A 20,820-nucleotide genomic window follows, 5' to 3' on the forward strand; every position below is an offset into this window, starting at 1 on the left:
CCTAAATCGATGAGCTGTGTGCGTGCGCTCCAGCCGAATCGTCGACGGACGGGTCAGAGCGGCCCGCCACAGCCGGGACAGACCGGCGGGCCCTGTGGCGGTCGCGCGATCCCACAGTTCGGGCAGGCCTCCGCGGGCGCTGTCATCGCCTCGACGGCGTCGCCGGTCGTCGCGTGGATGCCCTCGATCGTGCCGATCCGCGACGGCGTGGCATCGCCACCAACATCGGCGGCGTCGGACGCCGACGTGGCGAATTCGATGCGATCGGCCGCGAACGACTCTTCGAAGGCGTCGGCAGTGCCATCGATCAACTCGGGGACGCCAACCGACACGTCGTCGGCCCGAGCGAGGATCCCCAGCGCCTCCGCGACCCGGCCGGCGACGTACGCGCCCTCGTCGTCGCGGGGTTCGACCTCGAAGCGATCGACGAGATCGTCCACAACTGGTGCCACGGCGGCAGACTGCTCGCAGGCGATCGCGGCCAGCGCCGTGCAGCAGTGATAGCGCACGAGCTCGCACTCGTCGTCGACGTGCTCGGCGAGCGTCTCGACGTGGTGGGTGAGACGCGCCGGGTCGCCGATCGCGACGTGTTCGAGCGCCTTCGCGAGCTTCCGTCGGACGGCCTCCTCGTCGAATGCGAGGCCGATCGTCAGATCTGCGATCGTCTCCGGATTCGCAACGACGTCTGGGCTGGCGAGGGCGACGTAGCCCAGCGCCTCCGCCGCCCGCGCGCGAACGAAGTAGAACTCGTCCTCGTCGGCGAGCCGCTCGGCGAGCGCCGACACGGTCGGCTCGGCCGCCGCCGGCCGCTCGCTCGCCACGGCGACGAACAGCTTCGCCGTCGAGAGGCGCACGGCACGCTCCTCGTCAGTCAGGAACGTGGAGAGCAGTGGGAGGAGCGCCGCGGCAGCGTCCGGCGCCGCGTCGACGCGATCGCGAAGCGACCGGATCGTCGTCTTGCGAACGTCAGCCGGAGCGCACGCCAGTTCGTCGACCCGCTCGGCGGGTGACGGCGTGGGCTCGCTGGGCGCCTCGAGCCCGAGCAGTCTGTCCGCGGTCGGGGAAGGCCGGTCGTCGTCCATCGATTCTCGTCTCTGTCAGCGTGTCACAGTGCCGGGTCCAATAATGCATCGTACAGGGCCAGCACGGGCAACGGCAAGATCGGCAGAGGGTGCTCCCCGTCGGATTTCCAGCGGTGGCACACTCTGCGCTGGGAGCGTCCAGCATACGGTTCAGCCCCGCCGCGTCAGGTGGGCCCGAACGGCCCGCTGGCACTCGGCACAGACGTCGTCGAGCCGGGCCGCGGTGACGAGCACCGGATGGTCGATCGGGAACGCCGCGTAGCAGTAGCTCGGGAGCTGGTCGTGGCTCACTCCCAGCTCGGCCCCCTCGCTCGTCGAGGCCTGGAGGAACGCCTGGCGATCGGCCGCGAGCGCCTCGCAACGATCCCGGTGGGCAGCGAGCGTCTGGTGGCGTTCGGCCAGCGCGTCGAACCCCAGATCACCGAGCGGTCGCTCGTCCGTCTCGACGATCCAGCCGGTGATTTCGTCGACGACGCTGGCGGCGGTCGTGAGCTGGTCGGCCTCGCGATCGAGCGCCCGAACGAAGACGGTCGCCTCGGCCCGCCGATTGCTGGCCTCCGAGACGATAAGCTGCTTCAGCTCCGGCGAAAGAGAGGTGTCCGTCGTCGGTGCGAGCGCGACCGCGATGGAATCCGATAGCTCCGATCGAATCGTCTCGAGGAGCGGCTCGTCTTCCTCGTGGTCGGCGACGCTGTGGGGACGCACTGTCTCCGCGAACGCCGACCGGACCGCGGCACAGCCGTCGTCGGCCGACGTGGAGCCCCGGGCGAGTACGCCGCTGGCGCCCGCCCTTACCGCCCCGCCCGCGAGCGGCGACGGCGACGTCGAGGACTTCGCCGAGATACCCTCGATCCGATCGACGAACTCGTCGATCGCGGACCGTTTGGCGACCACGGCCTCGCGCTCGGCGGCGACCCGATCGCGCGCCTGATCGACGTGAGTCGTCACCATCGTTACGCCCTCGGCCGAATCGGCGCGTTGGCGAGCCCACGCGGCGGCGCGTCACCGCCGAGGCTTAGTTCGAGCTTCCAGCCCACCTCGAGCGCGACGACGTCCAGCGTCGCCGGCTGCCAGTCGGGCTGGCGGCGGAACAGTTCGACGGCGACTGGAAGCACGGGCAGCTGGCCGTCCCGCGGCGAGAGTGCGTAGCCGTCCACGAGCACGACGACGGATCTGGCGCCGTCGTCGCGATCGAAGGACCACGGCGAGCGGGCGTGTCCGCTGAGCAGCCCGCGGGACTGCAGCCCCTGGAGCGTCGCCGTGAGCGGCCGATCCGTCGGCGTCGGTGCGGGCTGTCGCTCGACCGCGTCCGCGACGACCGCGGCCTGCTGGCGGGGAGAGAGCGCCTCGTCGATCTCCGCTGCCATGCTCTCGAGCAGGCAACAGCAGAGCTCGTCGGGATCGCCTACGGTCTCCGCGAGGTCGACGTATGCGTCCATGACCGCCGACTCGACGGCGTCGTGGCCGGCTGCGGAGAGCGCCTCGAACACGGCGGCAGCGACGCGGTGACAGCACTCGACGAGTGCCGACCGATCGCCGGAGCCGCCGACCGGCGAACCGGCCCCGGCGGCGTCCGAGGGAGGGGCTCCGGGTCGTTCGTGGGCGATAGCCGTCGTGGCAGCGCCCGCAGCAGTTCGAGGGTACCGATCGGCCCCGGACTCGCCTGCCTCACACGCAACGACGTCGTAGTAGGGCAGCTGCGGATCGTACCGGCGGAGCGCCGCCCGGTACTGCTCGGTCGCAGTGGCTGCGGCGCGGGCGCTCACCCTGTTCGCGAACCGCAAATCGCCCGTCGGAACGGGGCGATCGCCCGTCCGAGCGCAGACGAGATAGTAGCTGCCGTCCTCGCTGGCGAGCTCTTCGACGGCGGAGCGGATATCGTCGAGCGTGGTGCCGATCACGGCGACACCACCCCGTTCCAGTCACGCCGACCGCGGCAGATCGCAGGGGGACCAGTGCGTGACATGGTTCAGAAATCGCCGGCAACGATATCCGCGACCGCCTGGCGATCGAACAGCCGTTGCTCCGCGGGTACGTCGGGAAAGGCCGCAAGATCGAAGGATCCGAAGATCTCGGGGAAGAGCTGCTGAGCGACCATCTCGGTCTGGAGCAGATTCACGAGCGGCCCTTGCGATCCGTACGCACCAGGGTAGATGGCGCCGTTCTCGACAGCGGTCAGCTGGCTGCCTGCGGAGTGATCCTCGAAAGGTTCGACGTACTGCTCTCGGAAGGCCGCAGCCGAGAACCCGTCACCGTCACCCGTGGTTCCGATACCCCAGTGAACGACGATGACGTCAGGGTCGACGTCGATGAGCAGTTCGTAATCGATCGAGCCTCCCGCGGCCGTTTCGGCGGAGAAGACGCTCCCGATGCCGAGATCACGGTACGGTTTCGTCTCGACGCCCTCCGACTGCGTGTGCATCGGGTAGAACGTCCCCTGCGCTGGACTCGACGCGCTGTTGATCAGCGCGATCGACGGCCGGTCGTCCACCGGCGGTAGTCGGGACTGGATCTCCGCCTGGACGCTGTCGTGAATCTCGGCGATAGCCTCGTAGCGCTCGCGCTCCTGGAAACAGTCGGCCAGCCGCTCGAACGCCTCGTACAGCGTATAGAGCCGGTAGTCGTGCCACTCGCGTCGCCGCAGGATGTTGTTACCGAAGAAGGGAGCAACGTTCTCCGCGATCTCCCGCGTATCGGACTCGTCCCACGTGCTGTCCCACCCGGTGGCGTGCATGTAGTTCGGGTCCATCAGGATGACGTCCGGCTCCTCCTCGTAGAACACCTCCTTGTCCCAGCTGGTGGTGTCGAGGCCGGCTGTTTCCGATCGCGGCGGGACGTCCAGCCCGAAGGGCTCGAAGAGGAAACCAGGAATCATCGTCGTGGACGTCAGGAACCCGTCGCGCTGGCCGAGTGCGAACGCCATGTCGGCCCACTCGCCGTTGTTGACGACGTAAGTCTCCGGCACCGTATCGAACCCGACGCAGCCCACCGGCTCGATGCAGGCCTCGTAACGGGGAGCAGGGGCGTCGCCGGACGAACTGGAATCGCTGCCCAGACAGCCGGCCAACAGTCCGCCGGCGACCGCTGCACCGCCGTACTTCATGCAGTCACGTCGCGTCGGCGTCTCGCGCGTGTCGTCAGTGTCAGTCATGGTCAGAACTCACCCATGATGATCGAAGCGACGTCGTTGCGATCGAACAGCTGCTCCTCGGGCGGAATCTCGGGGTAGGGACCCTCCGTGTACGTCGGCCAGTCGCCGAACGCGTCGGGGTAGAGCTGTTTGGCGGTCATCTCGAGCTGGAAGAGGTTCACGATGGGTCCCTGATAGCGAGCGCCCTGGGCGTGGATCCGGTCGTTGTCGACAGCCGTGATCGTCGCCCCGACCTCGTGCTCTTGGAAGTTCTGGCGGATCACCTGGATGTCCGTATCGGGATGGAACCCACCCAGCGCGAGGATGACGTCCGGATCCGCCTCGGCCATCTGCTCCATGTCGACGACGGACTGGGAGGTCACGTCGTCCTCGAACGCGGGACTCGGCTCGAGCGGGCGGATGTGTGCCGTCAGGAATCCGGGATTGTCGAGCGTGTATGCGTAGATGCTGTCGATGGAGCTCGCACCGATCATGACCGCCCGCGGCCGCTCGGATTCCGGCGGGAGATTTGCCTCGATCTCCGCGAGCAGGTCGTCGTGAATCGACGCCAGCGCCTCGTACCGGTCCGTCTCCTTGAACACCTGGGCGACCTTCTCGAAGATCTCCCAGAGACCGTAGTACTCGTAACTGTCCTGCCAGCCGTCCGGTGCCGGCGTGTGCCGATCGCTCAGCGTGTTGCCGAACCACGGGCCGACGCGCTCCTCGATCTCCTCGAGATCGTCACGATCCCACGAACCGAGCTGGACGACGCTCGCCGGGTCCGCGAGGTGGACGTCGCTGTCGAGGTCGTAGAGGTCCTCCCGGCCGGGCTCCCACGAGGAGAACAGACCCGTCCAGTCGAGCTCGACGCCCTCGAGCCGTGGCGTGAACTGGTTCCAGAGCGCGTCGTAGTAGTCGGGGGCGTGCATCGAGTTCACGTCGTCGCCACGCCCGAGCGCGAACGCCATGCCGGCGTGGTGGGTGAGCCGGGTGAAGATGGTCGCTGGCACCTCCTCGAAGGTGACCTCGCCCATCGGCGCCATCGAGACTGTGTAGGAGCCGTCCCCGGTCGATTCGCTCGTGCCGTTCTCCCCAGCACGCTCGCCATCGTCCTCGCCGTCTCCATCTGCGAGGCAGCCGGCGAGCAACCCACCGCCGAGTGCTGCGCCGCCGGCCTTCACGTACTCACGTCGCGTCGGTCCCCCGTTGGGGGTATCACGTCCCATAGAGTTTAGGGCAGCCTAAATTCTTAAATGCGTTTCGATTTCTTAGGTTGGCCAAAAAATTGACAGGGACACCAGTACCCCAGGAGAGACGGATAGGACACGAGTGGCAGATAGAGAGGCTACAAGGCCCATTTCTCGCTGGAATTGGGCACGCAGGTGATCAGTTCGATCGAAGCGGATGGCGCCGTACTCAATAGATTTCCGTCGTCGAAACCGACAGACGGCGCCGCCTTTTCGCAGAAGAGGAAACTCACAATTCTCGACAGCGCGCTCGCGCCGGCATCGTGATTTTTCGTATAGCGATAGCCGATATACTATTTAAAGTACCGTGGAGACAGCGGCCTCTGTAGCACTGGCCAGAGGACAGCATTCGACCTGAAACCAGTTCACCAGCCCCGATCGAGGACCCGCGGGCAACCCCCGGCAAAACGAACCACGAGCCAGGTGCCCGGTCGAGGAGGCCAGCGAGGAACGCACGCACCAGAAGGCACTCAGCTAGCTACCAGGCAATGGCTGTGACCATGCGTCCTGCTTTCCAATACATTCGAACCAAAATCCCGTCGTATACTCGACTCAATTCCTCCCCCATGGAACCGTTTATCCCTAAGAAGACCCAAACGGTCAGTGTATGTCCCTGAGAACGACACTTGTAGCTGTGCTCGCACTGGGAGCTGGTCTCCTCACCGTCCGAACCCTCCGTCGACGTCGACGCGAAGCAGCGGAACCCGACCCGCGGGAAGCGGCCCGTTCGGAGGCGACCGAGGCAACCGAACACGCCACGGCCGCACTTTCACACGCGCGCACGGCCGGCGGCCACGCCGTCGAGTACGCGCGCGGTGAGATGGACACGGACGCCGACGATTCCACGAACGAGCGACCCTCCAAACGATCGCGTGAACGACTCGTCCAGCGACTCCGATAACGCTCGATGTGTCGAGCCCCAGACCGGCGACGAAACCCCTGGGGCAGGTGGTGGTAATCGACCCGTGCGCAAATCGCCACTCAGTTTTCCTCGCGGCTGTCGACATCCTCGAGCGGAGCCACCACCCCAGTGAGCGAAAAAGTGAGAAAGCGGGACAGACCGCGAGTCCGAGAGACCGATCCGCACCCAAGTTCGGCGAGAGGTCCAGCACATGGACAATCGAATGACGGTTACCAGACCAGGACCTCCGCCCCATGAGTACCGTCGTTCTCCTTGCACCTACTGTCGGCAGTCCCAGGACCGACTCGACTCCGGAATGAGAACGTCGCCAACCAGACCGGCAATGGAACCGCCAGCGGTGCCTGCGGCCCAGCGAACGGCCGAACTGTGCGCGCTGAAACCCGGATCGTCAGCTGCGCACTACATATAATAAACTGTACTCCGCGATATCAAATGCGCACGGTCGAGCAGAAACGGCCCGAGCTGCAGCCGATGGCAACGCTTCCGCTCTGGGGGATGGATGCTCAGAACCCGAGCTGGTGTCAGCGGGGCGAAGGAGCGCGATCTACTCCGGAACGGGCGCGTCGCCGTGGTAGGCGTCGTGGTCGGTGTAGAAGTTCCGGATCGCGAACTTGAGTTTCTCGGGAGCGACGTCGATCAGCTCCTCGCGTTCTTCCTCGGGGAAGGTGTCGTGGACGCTGTACTGGCCGAGCTGTCCCTGACCAGCTGCGGTGTATCGCCGATCGAGCAGCACCCGAACGCCCAGGTCCTCGGGCGACCGTAACACGCGGCCGAGCGCCTGCCGGGTCTTGCGAACTGTCGGGATCTCGACGGCGTATCGCCAGCCGGGGTCGTCGACCGGCCGATCCGCGAAGGCCAGCTCGTAGGCATCCTGCACCGCCGAGGCGCGGTCGTCGAGATGCGGGTAGGGAACGCCGACGACGGCGACTGTGGTCGCGTCGTCTCCGTCGAAGCTCACGCCTTCGGTCAGGGTTCCCCAGAGCGACGTGAACAACACGGCGTGGTCGTCCTCGACGAAGCGCTGGCGGAGATCCTCCGCCGCGGTGCCGGGGCGATCGAGGTAGACGGAGGTGCCGTCCTCGAGCTGGATGGCAGGCTTGTCCGTCCCTGGCCCTGCACCGACGATCGAGCGCACGCCGGTGAGCAGATCGTGGTAGCGTTCAGCCTCGCTGTAGCTCGGGAAGAAGGCGAGCGCGTTCCCGGGCGTGAACTCGACTGTGTCTCGCAAGGCTGCGGCGACGGTCGCCTGCACCTCGGGGTCGTCGCGGTCGCTGGAGAACAGCGGCGGCGTGTCGACTGCGAACGTTCGGCGATGCTCCTCGGGGAAGGAGAGTCCATAGGCCATCGTTGCGGGCTCGTCGAGCCCGAGCACGTCTTCGAGGACGTCGAAGGGGCGCAACGTTGCGCTCATCAGCACGGTCGCGTGGGTTTCGGCAGTGAGATCGCCGGTCACCGAACCCGGGAGACAGGCGAAAAGCTCGGCGCGGCCGTATATCTCGTCGGTGCTCTGATCGCGCCGGACGCCGAGCGTCGGGTAGTAGCCCGGATCGGGAGCGTCCTCGAGCCAGCGGTCGAGGAAGCCCGCGGCCTGGAGCGTCTGGCACTCCTGGCGCTCGTCGGCGTCGCCATCGCGATAGGCTTCCTCGTACTCCGAATCGAGCTCCTGGCCGAGGGCGACCGCGTCGGCGAGGTCGTCCTCGACGCCGCGGCCGGAGTACGCCTGGAGGAAAGCAAGGGTCAGGTCGTCCCGACGGTCGTCGTTGTCGATCGACACGTCGGTCCAGTGCTCGCCGACCTCGCCGAAGCCGAGGCCACCCTCGTAGCTCTCCCGGAGCGCGGCGAGGAACGGTTCGAGCACGTTGGCAGCGGCCTCCGTCCGGGGATCGGGCGTCGCGTCGAGCTCGTCGAGTGCGCGCTCGATCGTGCGCTCCGAGCAGGTCTCGGTGGCGTGCTCGCGGGCCGCGTCGGCGACGTTGTGGGCCTCGTCGAAGACGACGATGACGTCCTCTGGATCGCAGTCGAGCCAGCGAAGGAACGCCTCCCGGATCTGCGGATCGAGCAGGTGGTGGTAGTTGCAGATCGCGAGATCGGCCGAGTCGACGCCCTCCTTGAGCAGTTCGTAGCCACAGAAGCCGGCCGTCTGTGCGCGCTCGTAGATCTCGTCGGGCGTCCGGACGTCGTCGTAGAGCCACTCGTAGAAGCCGGTGGCGTCGCGTTCGAGGTTCGCGCGGTAGTACTCGCAGGTGGCGGCGTCGCGAAGCTCCTCCAGATCGGCCTCGACGGCCTCGAGTTCCTCGGTGACGGCGCCGTAGACCTCCGCGGCGTCCTCTTCGCCGGCCTGCGCGCTGGCCTGGAGCGCATCCGCTCGTCGTTCGAGCTCCTCCTGTTCCTGCTCGGTGTCGACGAGATCCCGCGTCGCGTCCCGGAGCACCTGACACTCCTGGTAGTCCACGTCGACGTGGCACATCGACCCCTTGCCGCGGAAGACGACCGCGCGAAGGTCCTCCTGCTCGGCGATTCGCCGGGCTTCCCGGACGAACTGCCGCTGTTGCTGGTGGACGTTCGTGGTGATGACGACGGTCTTGTCGGTCTCGCTGGCGTGCTCCAGCGCGGGCGCGAGCGCGGCGAGTGTCTTCCCGGTCCCGCAGGCGCCTTCGAACGTGACGTCCTGCCCGCGTGCTAGCGCGTTGTACACCCGGTCCATCGCCTCCCGCTGATTCTCGAAGGGCTCGTCGTAGGGGAAAAACCGGGTGTAGCCGTTCGTCGACGCCACGGTACTATCTGGGGAGTATTTCGACGCCGAGCGGTAAAGCGTTCGCGTCCCGCGCGGCGAAAGTGAACGAACCGCGGCTACTGGCGACCACAGGGCGCGCCCCGCTCTCCCCCACCGTCCAGCGGGGTTTCGCGCTCGGTGATCCAGGAATCCGGGTGGGACTGAGCAGGATCCTCGATCCTGCGAAGGTCGGAAGAGCTTGCTCTTCCGGGACTGGAAGGGGCCGACCGATCGCGTTCGCTCACGCCGCAAGCACTGGAACGAGCGACCAACGGGAGCGAGTGAAGCGCGTCGTTCGAAAGGCGCGAAGCGCCTTTCGTGACTGAGCGGGATCTTCGATCCCGCGAGGTCGACGAGAGCTGTGCTCTCGTCCGATCACGAGAGAGCTCCGCTCTCTCGGACGACAGCAAGTGAGCGTGCGCGAGCGGGAGGGGGCTTCCAAGGCGGTCCTGGCGGTGGCGTCGTTCGTTCTTTGCAACCCAGTCGCGAGGACAGAACGCCCAAGGCCTTCCGGTGCTCATCCGCATGTATGTCGCAGCTGACCCTCCTCGGAACGCGCCTCGCAGAGGAGGGCCGCGAGTTCGTCTATCAGGGTGAAACGGCCGCCTGCGAGGGCTGTCCCTACCGGAGCCAGTGTCTCAATCTCACGGAGGGCGTGAAGTACGCAGTGACGGCGGTCAGGGAGAACACCCAGAAACTCGACTGCGCGGTGCACGACGACGGCGTCCGGGCCGTCGACGTCGAGCCGGCGGCAGTCACCGCGAACGTCCCGAGTACGGGCGCCTACGCCGGGAGCAGCACCTCGCTGGCGGGCCCGTGCCCGCACACGTCCTGTCCAAGTCACGAGCTCTGCGAGCCCGACGGCGCGGGGTTCGAAGATAGCCACCAGATACAGGAGGTGCTCGGCGATCCACCACACGACCACTGCGAGCTGGGCCGGGAGCTGACGACGGTACGGTTTACAGCAGACGAGTAAACGTCGACGAACTCGCAGGCTAGCTTTCGATCGAGCCGACGCGCTCGGCCGCGTAGCCGTAGATTCCCTCGTACCCCTCGGCGGACATGAGCACGGGGTAGAACGGCTCGTCGGCGACGATCTCCTCGTCGTCCGCGGCCGCGAACGCCTCGCCGGTGCCGACCCGCTCGAAGTTCGCCGCGAGCAGGTCGTAGTCCGTCGCGGCGGCCTTGGGGACCGAGCGGGAGAGGCGATAGACCGGAAGGTGCGTCCTGCGCTCGGTCTCACCGGGGAGTACACCGGTCGTCTTCAGGAACGCGTCGACCAGGAGTGCGGCGTTCTCGGCGGCCCGCTCACTTCCCTGGTGGCCCGCCTCGACCTCGACGACGTTCGCGACGTCGAGCAGCCGACCGTCCGTGAACTCGCCGGACGTGACGAGCGCGTCGACGGGGAGCGCCGGCACGATCTCTCGGGCGAGATCGTCGACCTCCGTCGTGATCGCGAACGGCTTGGGGTAGGACTGCGTGGAGTGCAACGAGAAGGCAAGCGTGTCCTCGAGCTCCTCGGTGAGCCTGGCGGCGAGGCGACCCTCGTGGGTGTCGGCGTCGTGACTGCCGGGGAAGGCCCGGTTGAGGTCCTCGTCGAGGTAGCGCTCGTCGGCTTCCAGCGCGGCCTCGTTGGCGACGATCAGCTTGACCGGCCGCTCGACCTCGGGTGGGTCGTCTATGAGACCCTCGACGGCTCGCTGACCCGACGGCTCGTCGCCGTGGATTCCGCCGACCACTGCGATTTCCGGTTCCCCATTCCCGATCGTTTCGACCCGCATTCGAAGCATAATCGGCACCGTAGGCTGTTAGGCCATTCGGTCGCGAGCCGCGCTTGCCGCGAGCGCCAGGGGCCGCTCAGTGCTCCAGCGCCTCGACGTAGGCGTAGTCGGCGTCGTTGGCCTCCGAGATCGTGCCGTCCAGCCGGAGCTGCCAGCCCTCGATCGCTTCTGGGTCCTCGAGCGCTCGCGTCAGCTGGCTCCGCACGTCGAGGAGGTCGACGCCGTAGTAGTCTCGCGGGAGCTGTGCGAGGTAGTCCAGGGCAGTCTCGAACAGGCTCGCCATCCCGGCGTCGTCTTCGAAGTCGTGGTGTTTGTACGCGCCCGCTGCGACCTGGACCATCCCGTGCAGAAAGCGGCTCTCGTCGGTGCCGTTGCCGTAGTTGTACCACTCGTCCTCGAAGCAGTCGTGGGACTCGTGGTAGTCGCCGGCGTTGAACAGCGCTACGCCGTGGACGGTCGCGCGGCGGAGCGTTGCGTGTTCCCAGTGCTCCCCGGCGGCGTTCCAGCCGGTGGGGTCGCCGGCAGGAGCTGGAACGTCCGGCGCGCGGGTGTGGTCATTCATCTGGGATCCACGAAAGAAACCGGGACGCCGGCCGCGGCGTCATTCGTCCTCCGAATCGCGCCCTGTCGAGGAGGAGGAGTACCGAGGGAGCCGGTCGATCAGCCAGCGGGGGCCCTTGTATCCGCGGGCGGTCTTCGGTCGATCGGACGTGTCCTCACGACTCATGTCGAAGCAATTGCGCTCCGTGAGATAAAAACCTGTGCCGGTTACAGGAGTAGTTGGTACAGTCCGGCCGCGATTCCGGTCAAGCCAACGACGAGCAATCCCTGCGCGACGAGAAGATAGGTCCCGTTCGACGCAATCTCGTCACCGTTCTCCTCGATCCACTCGCCATAGCTCGAAACGACGACACGCTCGATAGCAATCTCTGGTCGTTCCCGTGCTGTGACATCGTCGATGAACCCAGGACCGACCCCGTAGCTCGGCCGATCCACCGAATATGTGAGGACGGCGCATGCAAGCGATGCCAGCAGCAACGTACTTCCGCCGACCAACCAGGGGTTCACGACGCCAGCAGGAGATTCGGCGAGTGAAGCTGCCGAGAGCAGGAGACCGACAATCAGCGCATCGACGCGCGCCGTTGCCATCGCTTTCCGGTCGGTCTCGTGCATCGTACGCAGTTGTGCATCGACTACGTGCCGCGATTCCTCGCGAACGACGCCGAGATCGCGCTTGGAAACGGCAGTGGATTCCTTACCTGGGGCGTCATCCGGCGACATTGCGGAGTATTCTGCTCGGTTCCTGTCATAAACATCAGGGAAACCACAGACTGGTTATCGGAGCGCCGCCACCACGTCCTCGCCCTCCAGAAACGGGATTCCGTGGCGCTCGGCGTACTCACGCGCACCAGCGACGGAGAGTTCCTCCCCGGTCGCGTCGTCGAGCATCTCGCAGACGACGACGGCGGGCGGGATTCCGGCGGCATCGGCGAGCGCGACCGCGAACTCGGTGTGGCCGCGACGCTCGGCGAGCAGTTCCGGCGCTGCCCGCAGGAGGTGAACGTGACCGGGGACGCGGAAGTCGGCGGCAAAGGCGGCGGTCGGATCGGCGAGCTCGCCAGCGTCGACCGCGTCCGCGAACGCACCGATCTCCGAGATCGTAAGCGCGCGGTCGTCGTCGGTGACGCCGGTGTAGGTGTCGCGGTGGTTCACCGTCAGCGAGAAGGAGGGGCGGTCGCCGTAGGCCGTCTCGTCGCCGGAGGCTGCGGGATGGTCGACGGCGTCGGCGTAGTAGGGGAGGTCCGCTGCGTCGGCGACCGTGGCAGCGAGCGCCACGCAGATCAGGCCCCCGGCGTCGTTGCGCAGTTGTGCGAGCGCGTCGGCGTCGACGGCGGTCGCGGGGTAGAACAGATCGGTCTCCCCCTCCCGGTCGTCGGCGTCGTGGACGCAGACTGGCTCGCCGGCACGGACGGCCTCGATCGCGCGCTGGAGCGTGGCGTTGGAGGCGTCCGATCCGGTCGCGCTCTGGGGCCCGTCCTCGCTGCGGGCGTCACTCCGGCCCATCTCAGGTCCCCCGGACGGTGACCGTGACGTGGTCGCCGTCGTCGAGATCGATCTCGTCGCGAAGCCTGTCCGACGCGATGACTTCGAGCTGGTCCTCGTCGTGGTGGGTGCGCTCGGGCGCGATGACGTGAGCGCCGTCGTAGGTGGGCGCATCGTCGTCCTCGGCGGCGCCAGCGTCGGGATCGGTCTTGGTAATCGTCGCGGGGTAACAGACCGCCGGACCGTAGGTCCGCTCGTCGTCCTCCCAGCCGTCGATCGGCACCGGATCCATGGCGTCGAGCGCGCCGCGGCGGCGCAGACTCGCCTCCGTGAGATCGACGTTGAGCGTGCCCGGGAACGGCTCGTAGCCGAGACGCTCGCGGAACTGCTTCATGTAGCCCGGGAGCGTGATGTAGTGGCGACCCTCGCCCATGCCGCCGGTGACGGTGCCCAGCAGGGCGACGCGAGAGACGCCCTCGAAGATGCGCCGGTAGTCCTCGTACTCGTTGCGCAGTTCGCGCTCGCCGTCCTCGGTCAGCTCGACCCACTGGCCGTCGCTGACGGTGTCGCGCACGAGCAGGCCTGCGTCCTCGAGGCGCTGGAGGCGGCGAGAGGCCGTCTGCGTGGAGGCGCCGACGGCGTCGCCGAGCGCGCCACAGGACGTCTTGACCTCGCCGTCGAGTCCGCCCTCGAGGGCGAGCAGCTTCAGGACCGCCAGCTCGTCGTAGCCGACCGCACTGCGTGCGGCGTTGCTCATACCGGTCAGTTGCGCCCGATCGCGCATAAGCGTGCCGAATGCGTGATGCGTCCAGAAATTGGGACGGCAGTCCACAGGTTCAGGAGGGATGCCGCGGCGAGGGGTTCGTGGTCCCCGCTGGGCCCCAGCCGGCCGATTGCGGCCGTCACGGCCGCCGCAGCGCTTCACCGGCTTCGGCACCGGAGATCGCCGTACACAAGCGTGACCGACTCCAAGATTTTCACTTTCACTCCCCTGTAAACGGGGGTTTATGTCCCATCCCGCCCGAGGAGAGTGTATGGCAGCAGACGCTGACCTCGAAGACCTCCCGGGCGTCGGCCCGGCGACCGCAGAGAAGCTGACAGACAACGGGTTCGAGTCGTTCCAGAGCCTCGCCGTCGCGAGCCCCGGCGAGCTGTCGAACACGGCCGACGTCGGCGAGTCCACCGCCGCCGACATCGTCAGTGCAGCGCGTGAGGCCGCCGACATCGGCGGTTTCGAGACCGGGTCGGCCGTCCTCGAACGCCGCGAGCGCATCGGCAAGCTCTCCTGGATGGTCGACGAGGTCGACGAACTGCTCGGCGGCGGCGTCGAGACTCAGTCGATCACCGAGGTCTACGGTGAGTTCGGCTCCGGCAAGTCCCAGGTGACCCACCAGCTCTCGATCAACGTCCAGCTCCCCAAGGAGCACGGCGGACTCCACGGCTCCGCCATCTTCGTCGACAGCGAGGACACGTTCCGCCCCGAGCGCATCGACGACATGGTTCGGGGGCTTCCCGAGGAGGCCCAGAAGGCCATGCTCGAAGAGCGAGAGATCGAGGGCAGCATCGACGACGACGAGACGATGGACGCGCTCGTCGACTCGTTCCTCGAGTATATCCACGTCGCGAAGGCGTTCAACTCCAACCACCAGATGCTGCTCGCGGAGAAGGCCCTTGAGCTCGCCGGCGATAGTCAGGACGACGAGTACCCCGTCCGCCTGCTCTGCATCGACTCGCTGACCGCCCACTTCCGCGCGGAGTACGTCGGTCGTGGCGAGCTCGCCGACCGCCAGCAGAAGCTCAACAAACACCTCCACGACCTCGACAAGGTCGGCAACCTCCACAACACGGCCGTCGTCGTCACGAACCAGGTCGCCTCCAACCCCGACTCCTTCTTCGGGGACCCGACCCAGCCGATCGGCGGTAACATCCTCGGCCACAAGTCCACCTTCCGGATGTACCTCCGGAAGTCCAAGGGCGACAAGCGGATCGTCCGCCTCGTCGACGCCCCGAACCTCGCCGACGGCGAGGCAGTCATGCGGATCGAGGGCGGCGGCCTCAAGCCTGAGTAAGAGGACCTTTTTTCCGCTCGGGTGTCCTCGGCCGCTCTTCGAGCGGCCTGCGGGCACCGCTCGCGCAAAAAAAAAATCTCCGCCAAAAAAGGCCGCGGGATCGGGACTCTGTCCCTCACCCGCGGAGAACCGCTCGCGCACGTGGCGCTCGCGACGTTGACAACCGCAGACGGTGCCCCCACCGGCCACACCGGGTGGGACTGGAAGGGGCCGACCGCTGGAGCGATGTAGCGACGCAAGCACTGGAACGAAGGAGCGAAGCGACTGAGTGAAGGGCGCAGCGAGATAGATCGCTCCAGCGGTCGGGGGCTTCCAAGCGGTCTGCTGGCCCGGAGCGAGAAACCGCGGCTGTTTAGCGGCAAGCGATCAATACCGAACTCGAATGGACAACTCTCGGGCCGCGACGCAGGAGGTCTACGATCACATAGCGGCCCACTTCGCGGAGACGCGCCGATACCCCTGGCCAGAGGTCACGGAGTTCCTCGAATCCACAGCCGGCGGTACGTTCGGAATCGACGTCGGCTGCGGCAACGGCCGGCACCTCCCGCCGCTCGCCGAACGGGTGGAGCAACCCATCGGCCTCGATATCAGCACCGAACTCCTCGACGTCGCAAGCGAACGCAGCGACGTCGACGCCGACCTGCTCGCTGGCGACGCCGCGAGCCTTCCCCTCGGCGACGGAACGGTCGCCATCGCGATCTCCATCGCGACGCTGCACCACCTCCCGAGCCGCGAGCTCCGGATCCAGAGCCTCGACGAAATTGCGCGAGTGCTCACGGACGATGGGGAAGCGCTCGTCTCGGCGTGGAGCACCGAGGCCGACCGCTTCGACGCAGAGGAACGGGGCTCCGACGGGAGCGGCTTCGATGCCGCGATTCCGTGGGAACTGCCCGACGGCGAGACCGTCGATCGGTTCTACCACGTCTACGATCCCGACGAGTTCGATGCGGAGCTCGCGCAGAGCGATCTCGAGATCGTTGACTCGCAGGTCTCTAGCGGGAACTGCTACGCGACAGTGGCGCCGGAATCGTAGGCGGTCGCCGAAGACGCCACCGCTACCGCTCCGGTCAGTGTTCGTCGAGCCACTCCTCGATCGCGTCGGCCATCGCACCACGACGGTGGATCTCGCCGGCGTCCACGTCGACGACGGTGCTCTCGGTGCCGGGCGTCTGGCCGGCGTCGAGCACCGCGGCGACTGCCTCGTGAACGGACTCGCTCAGCGTCTCGACCTCGCAGACGCTCCCGGTCCCGCTCACGTTCGCACTCGTGGCAGTGATCGGGACGTCAGCGGCCCTCAGCAGGGCTAGCGCCAGCTCGTGATCGGGGATGCGAATCCCGACGCGGTCGCTGCCGGCGGTCAGCACGTCCGGCACGATCGGTTTTCGCTCGACGACGACTGTCACCGGCCCGGGGAGAAACTCGTGCATGAAGCGACGCTCGCGGACGGTCGGCGTCGTATAGGCCAGTGCCGCTTCGACGTCGGGGACGCCCAGCGAGATCGGCTTCGAGCGATCCCGTCCCTTCACGTCGAAGACCGCTGCAACGGCGTCCGGATCGGTCGCGTCCGCGCCGAGTCCGTAGACCGTCTCGGTGGGGTAGACCACGAGGTCGCCACGGTCGATAGCGGCCGCGGCGGCGTCGATATCGCCGTCTAAAACTGGTTCACCGCCCGCTGGAGTGGGCTCGGACGGGCCGTCCTCGGTCATTGGCCTCTGATCGGGGCTCCTCGCGCAAAAGCGGGCGGGATCGAGACGAACGGGGGTGTCGTGGCGCTACAGATCGGCCAGCGCGTCCTCGACGTGGTCGTAGGGCGGGAACTCTGGCCACTCGTCCGCCACCCAGGCGTACTGCACGGTGCGATCCTCGTCGATCAGGTAGACTGCGGGGCGGGGCTCGCTGACGCCGGCCATCCCATCGAGATCGTTGACGATGCCGAACGCCTCGGCGACGCCGTTGGCGGGGTCCGAAAACAGCGACGCGTCGATCCCGCTGTCCTCGAGCAGATCGCCGTGCTCGTAGGGCGAGGAGATCGACAGGCCCACGAACTGGGCGTCGAACTCGTCGATCCAGCCCCGATCGTCGATCTCGCTCCAGACGTAGGTCGCGGGGAAGGCGCCGTCCATCGAGTGGAAGATCAGAGCAACCGGTCCATCGTCGGTGAGCTCCGAGAGCGAGACGTCCTCCCAGAACTCGTCGTTCACGAGCGGGCGCTCGAAGTCGGGGGCCTGGTCGCCGGCCTCGACGTAATCAGTCTCGGGCAGGTCGACGACCTCGAAGTCGGGCATCTACGCGTCACCTCCGGCGGCGCGGCCTCCGTCGGAGTGGGTGTGGCCACCGTCCGTCAGCACGCGGTCGCCGCCCTCGCCGTACGTTCCGTCGAGATACGAGACGATGTTCCCGCTCTCGGCCATCGTGACCCCGGTGGTCTCGTCGACGATGACGGGCACAGTCCGCACGCCGGCGACCCGCTTGACGACGTCGCGATCGCCGTGCATCGGCTCGACGAACCGCGACTGGAAATCGAGGTCGAGTTCTTGCAGGCGGCGAACGACCCGCTCACAGTACGGGCAGGCCTGGAGGCGGTACAGCGTGATCGGCGGCTGCTCGTCGGTCGATTCGGCTGGCATGAGCGATCGTTGGGGCGAACGGCGGGTAAGCCCATCGGCGTCCCTGACGTGTTGCCGGTGACGTGAGTCGCTCGCAGTCGTGCGGACGCGATCGGGCCCAAACGTTCAGGACCCAGCCCCCGGAAGCACGAGCTCGTGGGCGAGCACGCGCGCCAGATTCAGGACCGCCTCGCCGAGCGGCTCGCCGCCGCACTGCCCGACGCCGAGTGGACCGTCGAGCGCTCCGTCGGTGCCGATGGTGGCGGGGGCGGCGGAGGCGGAACGCCCGTCGACGTCGTCGGAGAGTCCGAAGAGCGGCTGGTGCTCGTCGAACTGGAGTGGCGCCGTGCGGATCCGGCCAACAACACCGCCACACTGTTTCGCCATCTCGCCGAGGGCGGGGCGCTCCGGAGGACGCTCGAGGACCGGGACGCCGTCGTCGTCCAGCTGTTTACGAGCTACTACGATCTGGCCAGCGGCGGTGTCTCCTCGAAGCGAAAGGACGCGACGTTCGTCGGCGCAGCCGCTGAAGAGTATCTCGAGACCGTAGCCTACCAGCCGATCGACCTTCCGATCGATCCGCCAAAGGGCGGCGGGACGCTGCCCGACGGCTGGAGTGGCGCGGTCGATGCGGCAGTCGAATCGATCGTCTCCGCGGTCGGCGGTAGCGGCCGCGGGTAGCGGTCTTATTCTGCGGTCGACGGTTGCAACCGTCGGTAGCGGTGGTTGCTCGGCGGTCGAGGCTCCATCGTCGGTAGCAGTCGTTACTCGCCGATCTCGATTCGCTGGCCGACCTCCTCGGGCGCCTCCTTCGGGAGCGTGATCCGGAGCACGCCGCGCTCGTCGAGGTCGGCCTCGATCGCGTCGGCGTCGACGGGATCGGGGAGCCGAACAGTTCGCTCGACGGCGGTTCGGCGCTCGTTGCGAACGAACTCGGTTTCGACGCGTTCCTCGCGATCGGCGGCGATGGAGAGCCGCCCCTCGGAGTAGGTGAGATCGAGGTCACCCGCCTCGAAGCCGGGCAGTTCGGCCTCCACGGTGAAGGCGTCGTCCTCGTCGATCACGTCGACGGCGATCCCGCGGCCCATCGCCGCCTGGCCGTCGAACTGGGACTCCATCCGGTCGAACAGTCGCTCGAGTTCCGCGAACGGTGTGCGTGCCATGACGTTCTGTCCTTCGTCCCGGGGCGTAATAAGCATCGTCCGACGGCGAGGGATCTATCGACGAGTGCAGAAGCTGAGAAACCCAGCGAATGCTGTCCCGCTGCCACTCACTCCGACAACTCGACCACGCCAGCGTCGAGGAGATCGGCCAGCACGGCGCGAGCGTGGCCGTCCGGCGAAACGGAGTCGTAGACGCGCCAGACGTCGCCGTCGAGGAGGACGAAGGTCGTGCGAGGGGCGGCCCCGCTGTTCGCGTCGACGTCGAACGCGTCGGCGACGGTCGCCTCGGGATCGGCGAGCAGATCGAACTCCAGACCCTGGGCGTTGCAGAAATCCCGGTGGGAGTCCACGGAGTCCGTCGAGACGCCGTAGACGGCCACGCCGGCGTCGCGGTAGCTATCGATCTCTGCCTGGAACTGGTTCGCCTCGGTCGTACAGCCCGGCGTGTCGTCGCGAGGGTAGAAGTACACGACCGTCGGCCCGTCGGTCGAGGGGCTGACGACCTCGCCGTCCTGATTCGGAGCGGTCACCTCGGGCGCTGGGGCACCGGCGTCGAGAGGCATATCCGGGCGTACCGACGCCGGAGGCTTACCGCCACCGGTTCGCGGAGGATCGATCCAGGCGGGGAGAACCGATCGCAGTCCCTCGGTCGCGACGCTCAGTTCTGGGTGACGTTCGTCGCCGACATGATGACGTCCGCACCGGCGTCCGCGGGGTTCGGGTAGGCCGACCCGCTGACGGTCACGCAGTCACCCTCCTCGACTCCATCGGACAGGCCAGGAACGAAGGCGGAGCCGCTCCCGTCGTCGATGGCGTAGGAGTTGCCCTGCTGAGCGCCTTCCATGTCCGGCGACGCCAGTGCAACGACCTCACCCGTGAAGCTGACCTGCTGACGATCGGTCATATCGGCGCCTGCGACCGAGGAGATTTTGGTCTCGCCCGGGCCACAGCTACTCCCGCCGCCACCGCCTCCAAGTGCGCCACAGCCAGCGAGCGAGACCACGAGAACGAGTGCGAGTGCGATGCCAACCGATCGAACGGATCGTCCGCGTTCCATGCACAACTGACAGCCGACCGCTTTCCTAAAATTATCGGTGTTTGTCCGAGAACCAATCGTCGGTGTCCGACCGGATCGGTTCAGACGACGGTCTCGACGTCGTAGGAGCCAAGCTCCTTCACCCACCCGTCCTCGGCGATCGCACGAATGTCGTCGAGGGCCGCCTGCGTTCGGTCCTCGTAGAGCCCCGCCGAGATGTCGACGTGGAAGACGTAGTCGCCGAGCCGCTCGCCGCTGGGACGGGACTCCACGCGAGTGAGGTTCACGTCGCGGTTGGCGAACGGCTCGAGCAGCTCGAGCAGGAGTCCGGGGTAGTCCGTGTTCGGGTAGACGACGAAGGAGGACTTCCCGCCCGCGTCGGTGGCGTCGTTGGGGCCCGCGATCACGAAGAACCGCGTCGAGTTCGAGGAGCTATCCTGAATGTCTTCGGCGAGCACCTGCAGGTCGTCACCGGCGTTGGCGGGGTGGCCGATCGCCGCGACTGCGGGATCCTCGCGAGCGTGGGCGACGCCGCGGGCGGTGGAGGCGACGGCCTCGCGGTCCGCGTCGGGATAGTGATCGTTGAGATAGCCCCGGCACTGTGCGAGCGCCTGGGTGTGACTCTCGATCCGGTCGAAGGAGTCGGTCTGGGCCAGCAGCGCGTGCCGGATTGGCGTCACGATCTCACGGACGACCGCGACCTCGCTGTTCGCGAGCGCGTCGAGACTCTCGGTGACGGAGCCCTCGATGCTGTTCTCGATCGCGATGACGCCACGCTCGAACTCGCCGCTCTCGACGGCCTCGACGATGGCCGTCACGGATTCGCGAAAGGCGACGCTCTCGTCGACGGCCTCTGCGGCGCGATGTGAGTAGGTTCCCTCGGGCCCGAGCGTGACTGCGGTCATGGTCGCGGGTTCTCCGTGTCGGGACAAAAGCCCACCGCCGTGGGTTTTTGCCCTCGCAGTCCC

At 67.1% G+C, this 20,820-nt stretch carries 24 protein-coding genes; 5 read left to right on the forward strand and 19 right to left on the reverse strand.

All coding sequences use genetic code 11. The features are described 5' to 3' along the window. Positions 1–53: 53 nt before the first annotated feature. From MXF70_RS03040 to MXF70_RS03060, 5 genes are all read right to left on the reverse strand, one after another. The gene (locus MXF70_RS03040) at positions 54–1,082 is read right to left on the reverse strand and encodes a HEAT repeat domain-containing protein (RefSeq protein ID WP_248517302.1); all 1,029 of its coding nucleotides are present in this window, start codon (positions 1,080–1,082) and stop codon (positions 54–56) included. A 150-nt stretch (positions 1,083–1,232) separates the two neighbouring features. Next, a complete protein-coding gene (locus MXF70_RS03045; protein WP_248517304.1) occupies positions 1,233–2,033 on the reverse strand; it encodes a DUF7260 family protein in 801 nt (266 codons plus the stop codon). A gap of 2 nt (positions 2,034–2,035) precedes the next feature. After that, a complete protein-coding gene (locus MXF70_RS03050; RefSeq protein WP_248517306.1) occupies positions 2,036–2,983 on the reverse strand; it encodes a DUF7551 domain-containing protein in 948 nt (315 codons plus the stop codon). Positions 2,984–3,051: 68 nt separating this feature from the next. Next, positions 3,052–4,233: an ABC transporter substrate-binding protein gene (locus tag MXF70_RS03055; protein ID WP_248517308.1), complete on the reverse strand. Its 1,182-nt coding sequence runs from the start codon at positions 4,231–4,233 to the stop codon at positions 3,052–3,054. Between the two features lie 2 nt (positions 4,234–4,235). Beyond that, positions 4,236–5,438, reverse strand: coding sequence for an ABC transporter substrate-binding protein (locus MXF70_RS03060; protein ID WP_248517310.1), 1,203 nt, complete (start codon positions 5,436–5,438; stop codon positions 4,236–4,238). Between the two features lie 628 nt (positions 5,439–6,066). Between MXF70_RS03060 and MXF70_RS03065 the strand changes: the two genes are divergently transcribed. Next, the gene (locus MXF70_RS03065; protein ID WP_248517313.1) at positions 6,067–6,360 is read left to right on the forward strand and encodes a hypothetical protein; all 294 of its coding nucleotides are present in this window, start codon (positions 6,067–6,069) and stop codon (positions 6,358–6,360) included. Between the two features lie 565 nt (positions 6,361–6,925). On the opposite strand, the gene MXF70_RS03070 is transcribed toward MXF70_RS03065, so the two are convergent. Beyond that, positions 6,926–9,154, reverse strand: coding sequence for an ATP-dependent DNA helicase (locus MXF70_RS03070; protein WP_248517315.1), 2,229 nt, complete (start codon positions 9,152–9,154; stop codon positions 6,926–6,928). Positions 9,155–9,683: 529 nt separating this feature from the next. Between MXF70_RS03070 and MXF70_RS03075 the strand changes: the two genes are divergently transcribed. Continuing rightward, entirely contained in the window at positions 9,684–10,130 is a 447-nt protein-coding gene (locus MXF70_RS03075) for a UPF0179 family protein (RefSeq protein ID WP_248517317.1), read from the forward strand. A gap of 19 nt (positions 10,131–10,149) precedes the next feature. Here MXF70_RS03075 and MXF70_RS03080 read toward each other — a convergent pair whose 3' ends face one another. The 6 genes from MXF70_RS03080 to MXF70_RS03100 form a co-directional block, all read right to left on the reverse strand. Next, entirely contained in the window at positions 10,150–10,935 is a 786-nt protein-coding gene (locus MXF70_RS03080; RefSeq protein WP_248517319.1) for a M14 family metallopeptidase, read from the reverse strand. A 76-nt stretch (positions 10,936–11,011) separates the two neighbouring features. Beyond that, the gene (locus MXF70_RS03085; protein WP_248517321.1) at positions 11,012–11,497 is read right to left on the reverse strand and encodes a DUF309 domain-containing protein; all 486 of its coding nucleotides are present in this window, start codon (positions 11,495–11,497) and stop codon (positions 11,012–11,014) included. A 39-nt stretch (positions 11,498–11,536) separates the two neighbouring features. Then, on the reverse strand, positions 11,537–11,662 hold the full coding sequence (locus tag MXF70_RS15205; RefSeq protein WP_259370390.1) for a hypothetical protein: 126 nt from the start codon (positions 11,660–11,662) through the stop codon (positions 11,537–11,539). Positions 11,663–11,703: 41 nt separating this feature from the next. After that, positions 11,704–12,108: a hypothetical protein gene (locus tag MXF70_RS03090; RefSeq protein WP_248517323.1), complete on the reverse strand. Its 405-nt coding sequence runs from the start codon at positions 12,106–12,108 to the stop codon at positions 11,704–11,706. A gap of 162 nt (positions 12,109–12,270) precedes the next feature. Beyond that, complete coding sequence (gene ribB / locus MXF70_RS03095) at positions 12,271–12,999, reverse strand: 3,4-dihydroxy-2-butanone-4-phosphate synthase (RefSeq protein WP_248517325.1); 729 nt, start codon at positions 12,997–12,999, stop codon at positions 12,271–12,273. Between the two features lies 1 nt (position 13,000). After that, the gene (locus MXF70_RS03100; protein ID WP_248517327.1) at positions 13,001–13,735 is read right to left on the reverse strand and encodes a DUF120 domain-containing protein; all 735 of its coding nucleotides are present in this window, start codon (positions 13,733–13,735) and stop codon (positions 13,001–13,003) included. Positions 13,736–14,012: 277 nt separating this feature from the next. On the opposite strand from MXF70_RS03100, the gene radA reads away from it, so the two are divergent. Continuing rightward, complete coding sequence (gene radA / locus MXF70_RS03105; RefSeq protein ID WP_248517329.1) at positions 14,013–15,047, forward strand: DNA repair and recombination protein RadA; 1,035 nt, start codon at positions 14,013–14,015, stop codon at positions 15,045–15,047. Positions 15,048–15,429: 382 nt separating this feature from the next. Beyond that, entirely contained in the window at positions 15,430–16,080 is a 651-nt protein-coding gene (locus MXF70_RS03110) for a class I SAM-dependent methyltransferase (RefSeq protein WP_248517331.1), read from the forward strand. 34 nt (positions 16,081–16,114) lie between these two features. Here the strand turns inward: MXF70_RS03110 and MXF70_RS03115 are convergent, their stop codons facing one another. The 3 genes from MXF70_RS03115 to MXF70_RS03125 all read right to left on the reverse strand — a co-directional run bounded on the left by MXF70_RS03115 (position 16,115) and on the right by MXF70_RS03125 (position 17,674). Further along, complete coding sequence (locus MXF70_RS03115; RefSeq protein ID WP_248517333.1) at positions 16,115–16,753, reverse strand: L-threonylcarbamoyladenylate synthase; 639 nt, start codon at positions 16,751–16,753, stop codon at positions 16,115–16,117. Positions 16,754–16,819: 66 nt separating this feature from the next. Next, positions 16,820–17,332, reverse strand: coding sequence for a redoxin domain-containing protein (locus MXF70_RS03120; RefSeq protein ID WP_248517335.1), 513 nt, complete (start codon positions 17,330–17,332; stop codon positions 16,820–16,822). Beyond that, positions 17,333–17,674 (reverse strand): glutathione S-transferase N-terminal domain-containing protein, encoded by a 342-nt coding sequence (locus MXF70_RS03125; protein WP_248517337.1) that lies wholly within the window; start codon positions 17,672–17,674, stop codon positions 17,333–17,335. A gap of 135 nt (positions 17,675–17,809) precedes the next feature. Here MXF70_RS03125 and MXF70_RS03130 point away from each other — a divergent pair, with 135 nt between their 5' ends. After that, positions 17,810–18,334: a hypothetical protein gene (locus MXF70_RS03130; protein ID WP_248517339.1), complete on the forward strand. Its 525-nt coding sequence runs from the start codon at positions 17,810–17,812 to the stop codon at positions 18,332–18,334. Positions 18,335–18,417: 83 nt separating this feature from the next. On the opposite strand, the gene MXF70_RS03135 is transcribed toward MXF70_RS03130, so the two are convergent. The 4 genes from MXF70_RS03135 to pheA form a co-directional block, all read right to left on the reverse strand. Further along, positions 18,418–18,816, reverse strand: a complete 399-nt coding sequence (locus MXF70_RS03135) for an Hsp20/alpha crystallin family protein (RefSeq protein ID WP_248517341.1) — start codon at positions 18,814–18,816, stop codon at positions 18,418–18,420. Positions 18,817–18,923: 107 nt separating this feature from the next. Further along, positions 18,924–19,379, reverse strand: coding sequence for a peroxiredoxin (locus MXF70_RS03140; protein ID WP_248517343.1), 456 nt, complete (start codon positions 19,377–19,379; stop codon positions 18,924–18,926). Between the two features lie 95 nt (positions 19,380–19,474). Continuing rightward, the gene (locus MXF70_RS03145) at positions 19,475–19,873 is read right to left on the reverse strand and encodes a hypothetical protein (RefSeq protein ID WP_248517345.1); all 399 of its coding nucleotides are present in this window, start codon (positions 19,871–19,873) and stop codon (positions 19,475–19,477) included. Positions 19,874–19,953: 80 nt separating this feature from the next. Then, on the reverse strand, positions 19,954–20,757 hold the full coding sequence (pheA, locus tag MXF70_RS03150; protein WP_248517347.1) for a prephenate dehydratase: 804 nt from the start codon (positions 20,755–20,757) through the stop codon (positions 19,954–19,956). Between the last annotated feature and the right edge of the window lie 63 nt (positions 20,758–20,820).

The sequence above is a fragment of the Salinarchaeum laminariae genome (genome assembly GCF_023204835.1).
Lineage (GTDB): Archaea > Halobacteriota > Halobacteria > Halobacteriales > Salinarchaeaceae > Salinarchaeum > Salinarchaeum laminariae.

Excerpts from the sequence above, each read along its gene's own strand:
- MXF70_RS03085 (WP_248517321.1), bottom strand. The coding sequence starts at position 11,497 with ATGAATGACCACACCCGCGCGCCGGACGTTCCAGCTCCTGCCGGCGAC.
- MXF70_RS03080 (WP_248517319.1), bottom strand. The coding sequence starts at position 10,935 with ATGCGGGTCGAAACGATCGGGAATGGGGAACCGGAAATCGCAGTGGTC.
- MXF70_RS03120 (WP_248517335.1), bottom strand. The coding sequence starts at position 17,332 with ATGCCCGACTTCGAGGTCGTCGACCTGCCCGAGACTGATTACGTCGAG.
- MXF70_RS03065 (WP_248517313.1), top strand. The coding sequence starts at position 6,067 with ATGTCCCTGAGAACGACACTTGTAGCTGTGCTCGCACTGGGAGCTGGT.
- MXF70_RS03060 (WP_248517310.1), bottom strand. The coding sequence starts at position 5,438 with ATGGGACGTGATACCCCCAACGGGGGACCGACGCGACGTGAGTACGTG.
- ribB (WP_248517325.1), bottom strand. The coding sequence starts at position 12,999 with ATGGGCCGGAGTGACGCCCGCAGCGAGGACGGGCCCCAGAGCGCGACC.
- MXF70_RS03135 (WP_248517341.1), bottom strand. The coding sequence starts at position 18,816 with ATGGCACGCACACCGTTCGCGGAACTCGAGCGACTGTTCGACCGGATG.
- MXF70_RS03145 (WP_248517345.1), bottom strand. The coding sequence starts at position 19,873 with ATGGAACGCGGACGATCCGTTCGATCGGTTGGCATCGCACTCGCACTC.
- MXF70_RS03115 (WP_248517333.1), bottom strand. The coding sequence starts at position 16,753 with ATGACCGAGGACGGCCCGTCCGAGCCCACTCCAGCGGGCGGTGAACCA.
- MXF70_RS03090 (WP_248517323.1), bottom strand. The coding sequence starts at position 12,108 with ATGCACGAGACCGACCGGAAAGCGATGGCAACGGCGCGCGTCGATGCG.
- MXF70_RS15205 (WP_259370390.1), bottom strand. The coding sequence starts at position 11,662 with ATGAGTCGTGAGGACACGTCCGATCGACCGAAGACCGCCCGCGGATAC.
- MXF70_RS03125 (WP_248517337.1), bottom strand. The coding sequence starts at position 17,674 with ATGCCAGCCGAATCGACCGACGAGCAGCCGCCGATCACGCTGTACCGC.
- MXF70_RS03110 (WP_248517331.1), top strand. The coding sequence starts at position 15,430 with ATGGACAACTCTCGGGCCGCGACGCAGGAGGTCTACGATCACATAGCG.
- MXF70_RS03100 (WP_248517327.1), bottom strand. The coding sequence starts at position 13,735 with ATGAGCAACGCCGCACGCAGTGCGGTCGGCTACGACGAGCTGGCGGTC.
- pheA (WP_248517347.1), bottom strand. The coding sequence starts at position 20,757 with ATGACCGCAGTCACGCTCGGGCCCGAGGGAACCTACTCACATCGCGCC.
- MXF70_RS03055 (WP_248517308.1), bottom strand. The coding sequence starts at position 4,233 with ATGACTGACACTGACGACACGCGCGAGACGCCGACGCGACGTGACTGC.
- MXF70_RS03045 (WP_248517304.1), bottom strand. The coding sequence starts at position 2,033 with ATGGTGACGACTCACGTCGATCAGGCGCGCGATCGGGTCGCCGCCGAG.
- radA (WP_248517329.1), top strand. The coding sequence starts at position 14,013 with ATGGCAGCAGACGCTGACCTCGAAGACCTCCCGGGCGTCGGCCCGGCG.
- MXF70_RS03040 (WP_248517302.1), bottom strand. The coding sequence starts at position 1,082 with ATGGACGACGACCGGCCTTCCCCGACCGCGGACAGACTGCTCGGGCTC.
- MXF70_RS03140 (WP_248517343.1), bottom strand. The coding sequence starts at position 19,379 with ATGCCTCTCGACGCCGGTGCCCCAGCGCCCGAGGTGACCGCTCCGAAT.
- MXF70_RS03075 (WP_248517317.1), top strand. The coding sequence starts at position 9,684 with ATGTCGCAGCTGACCCTCCTCGGAACGCGCCTCGCAGAGGAGGGCCGC.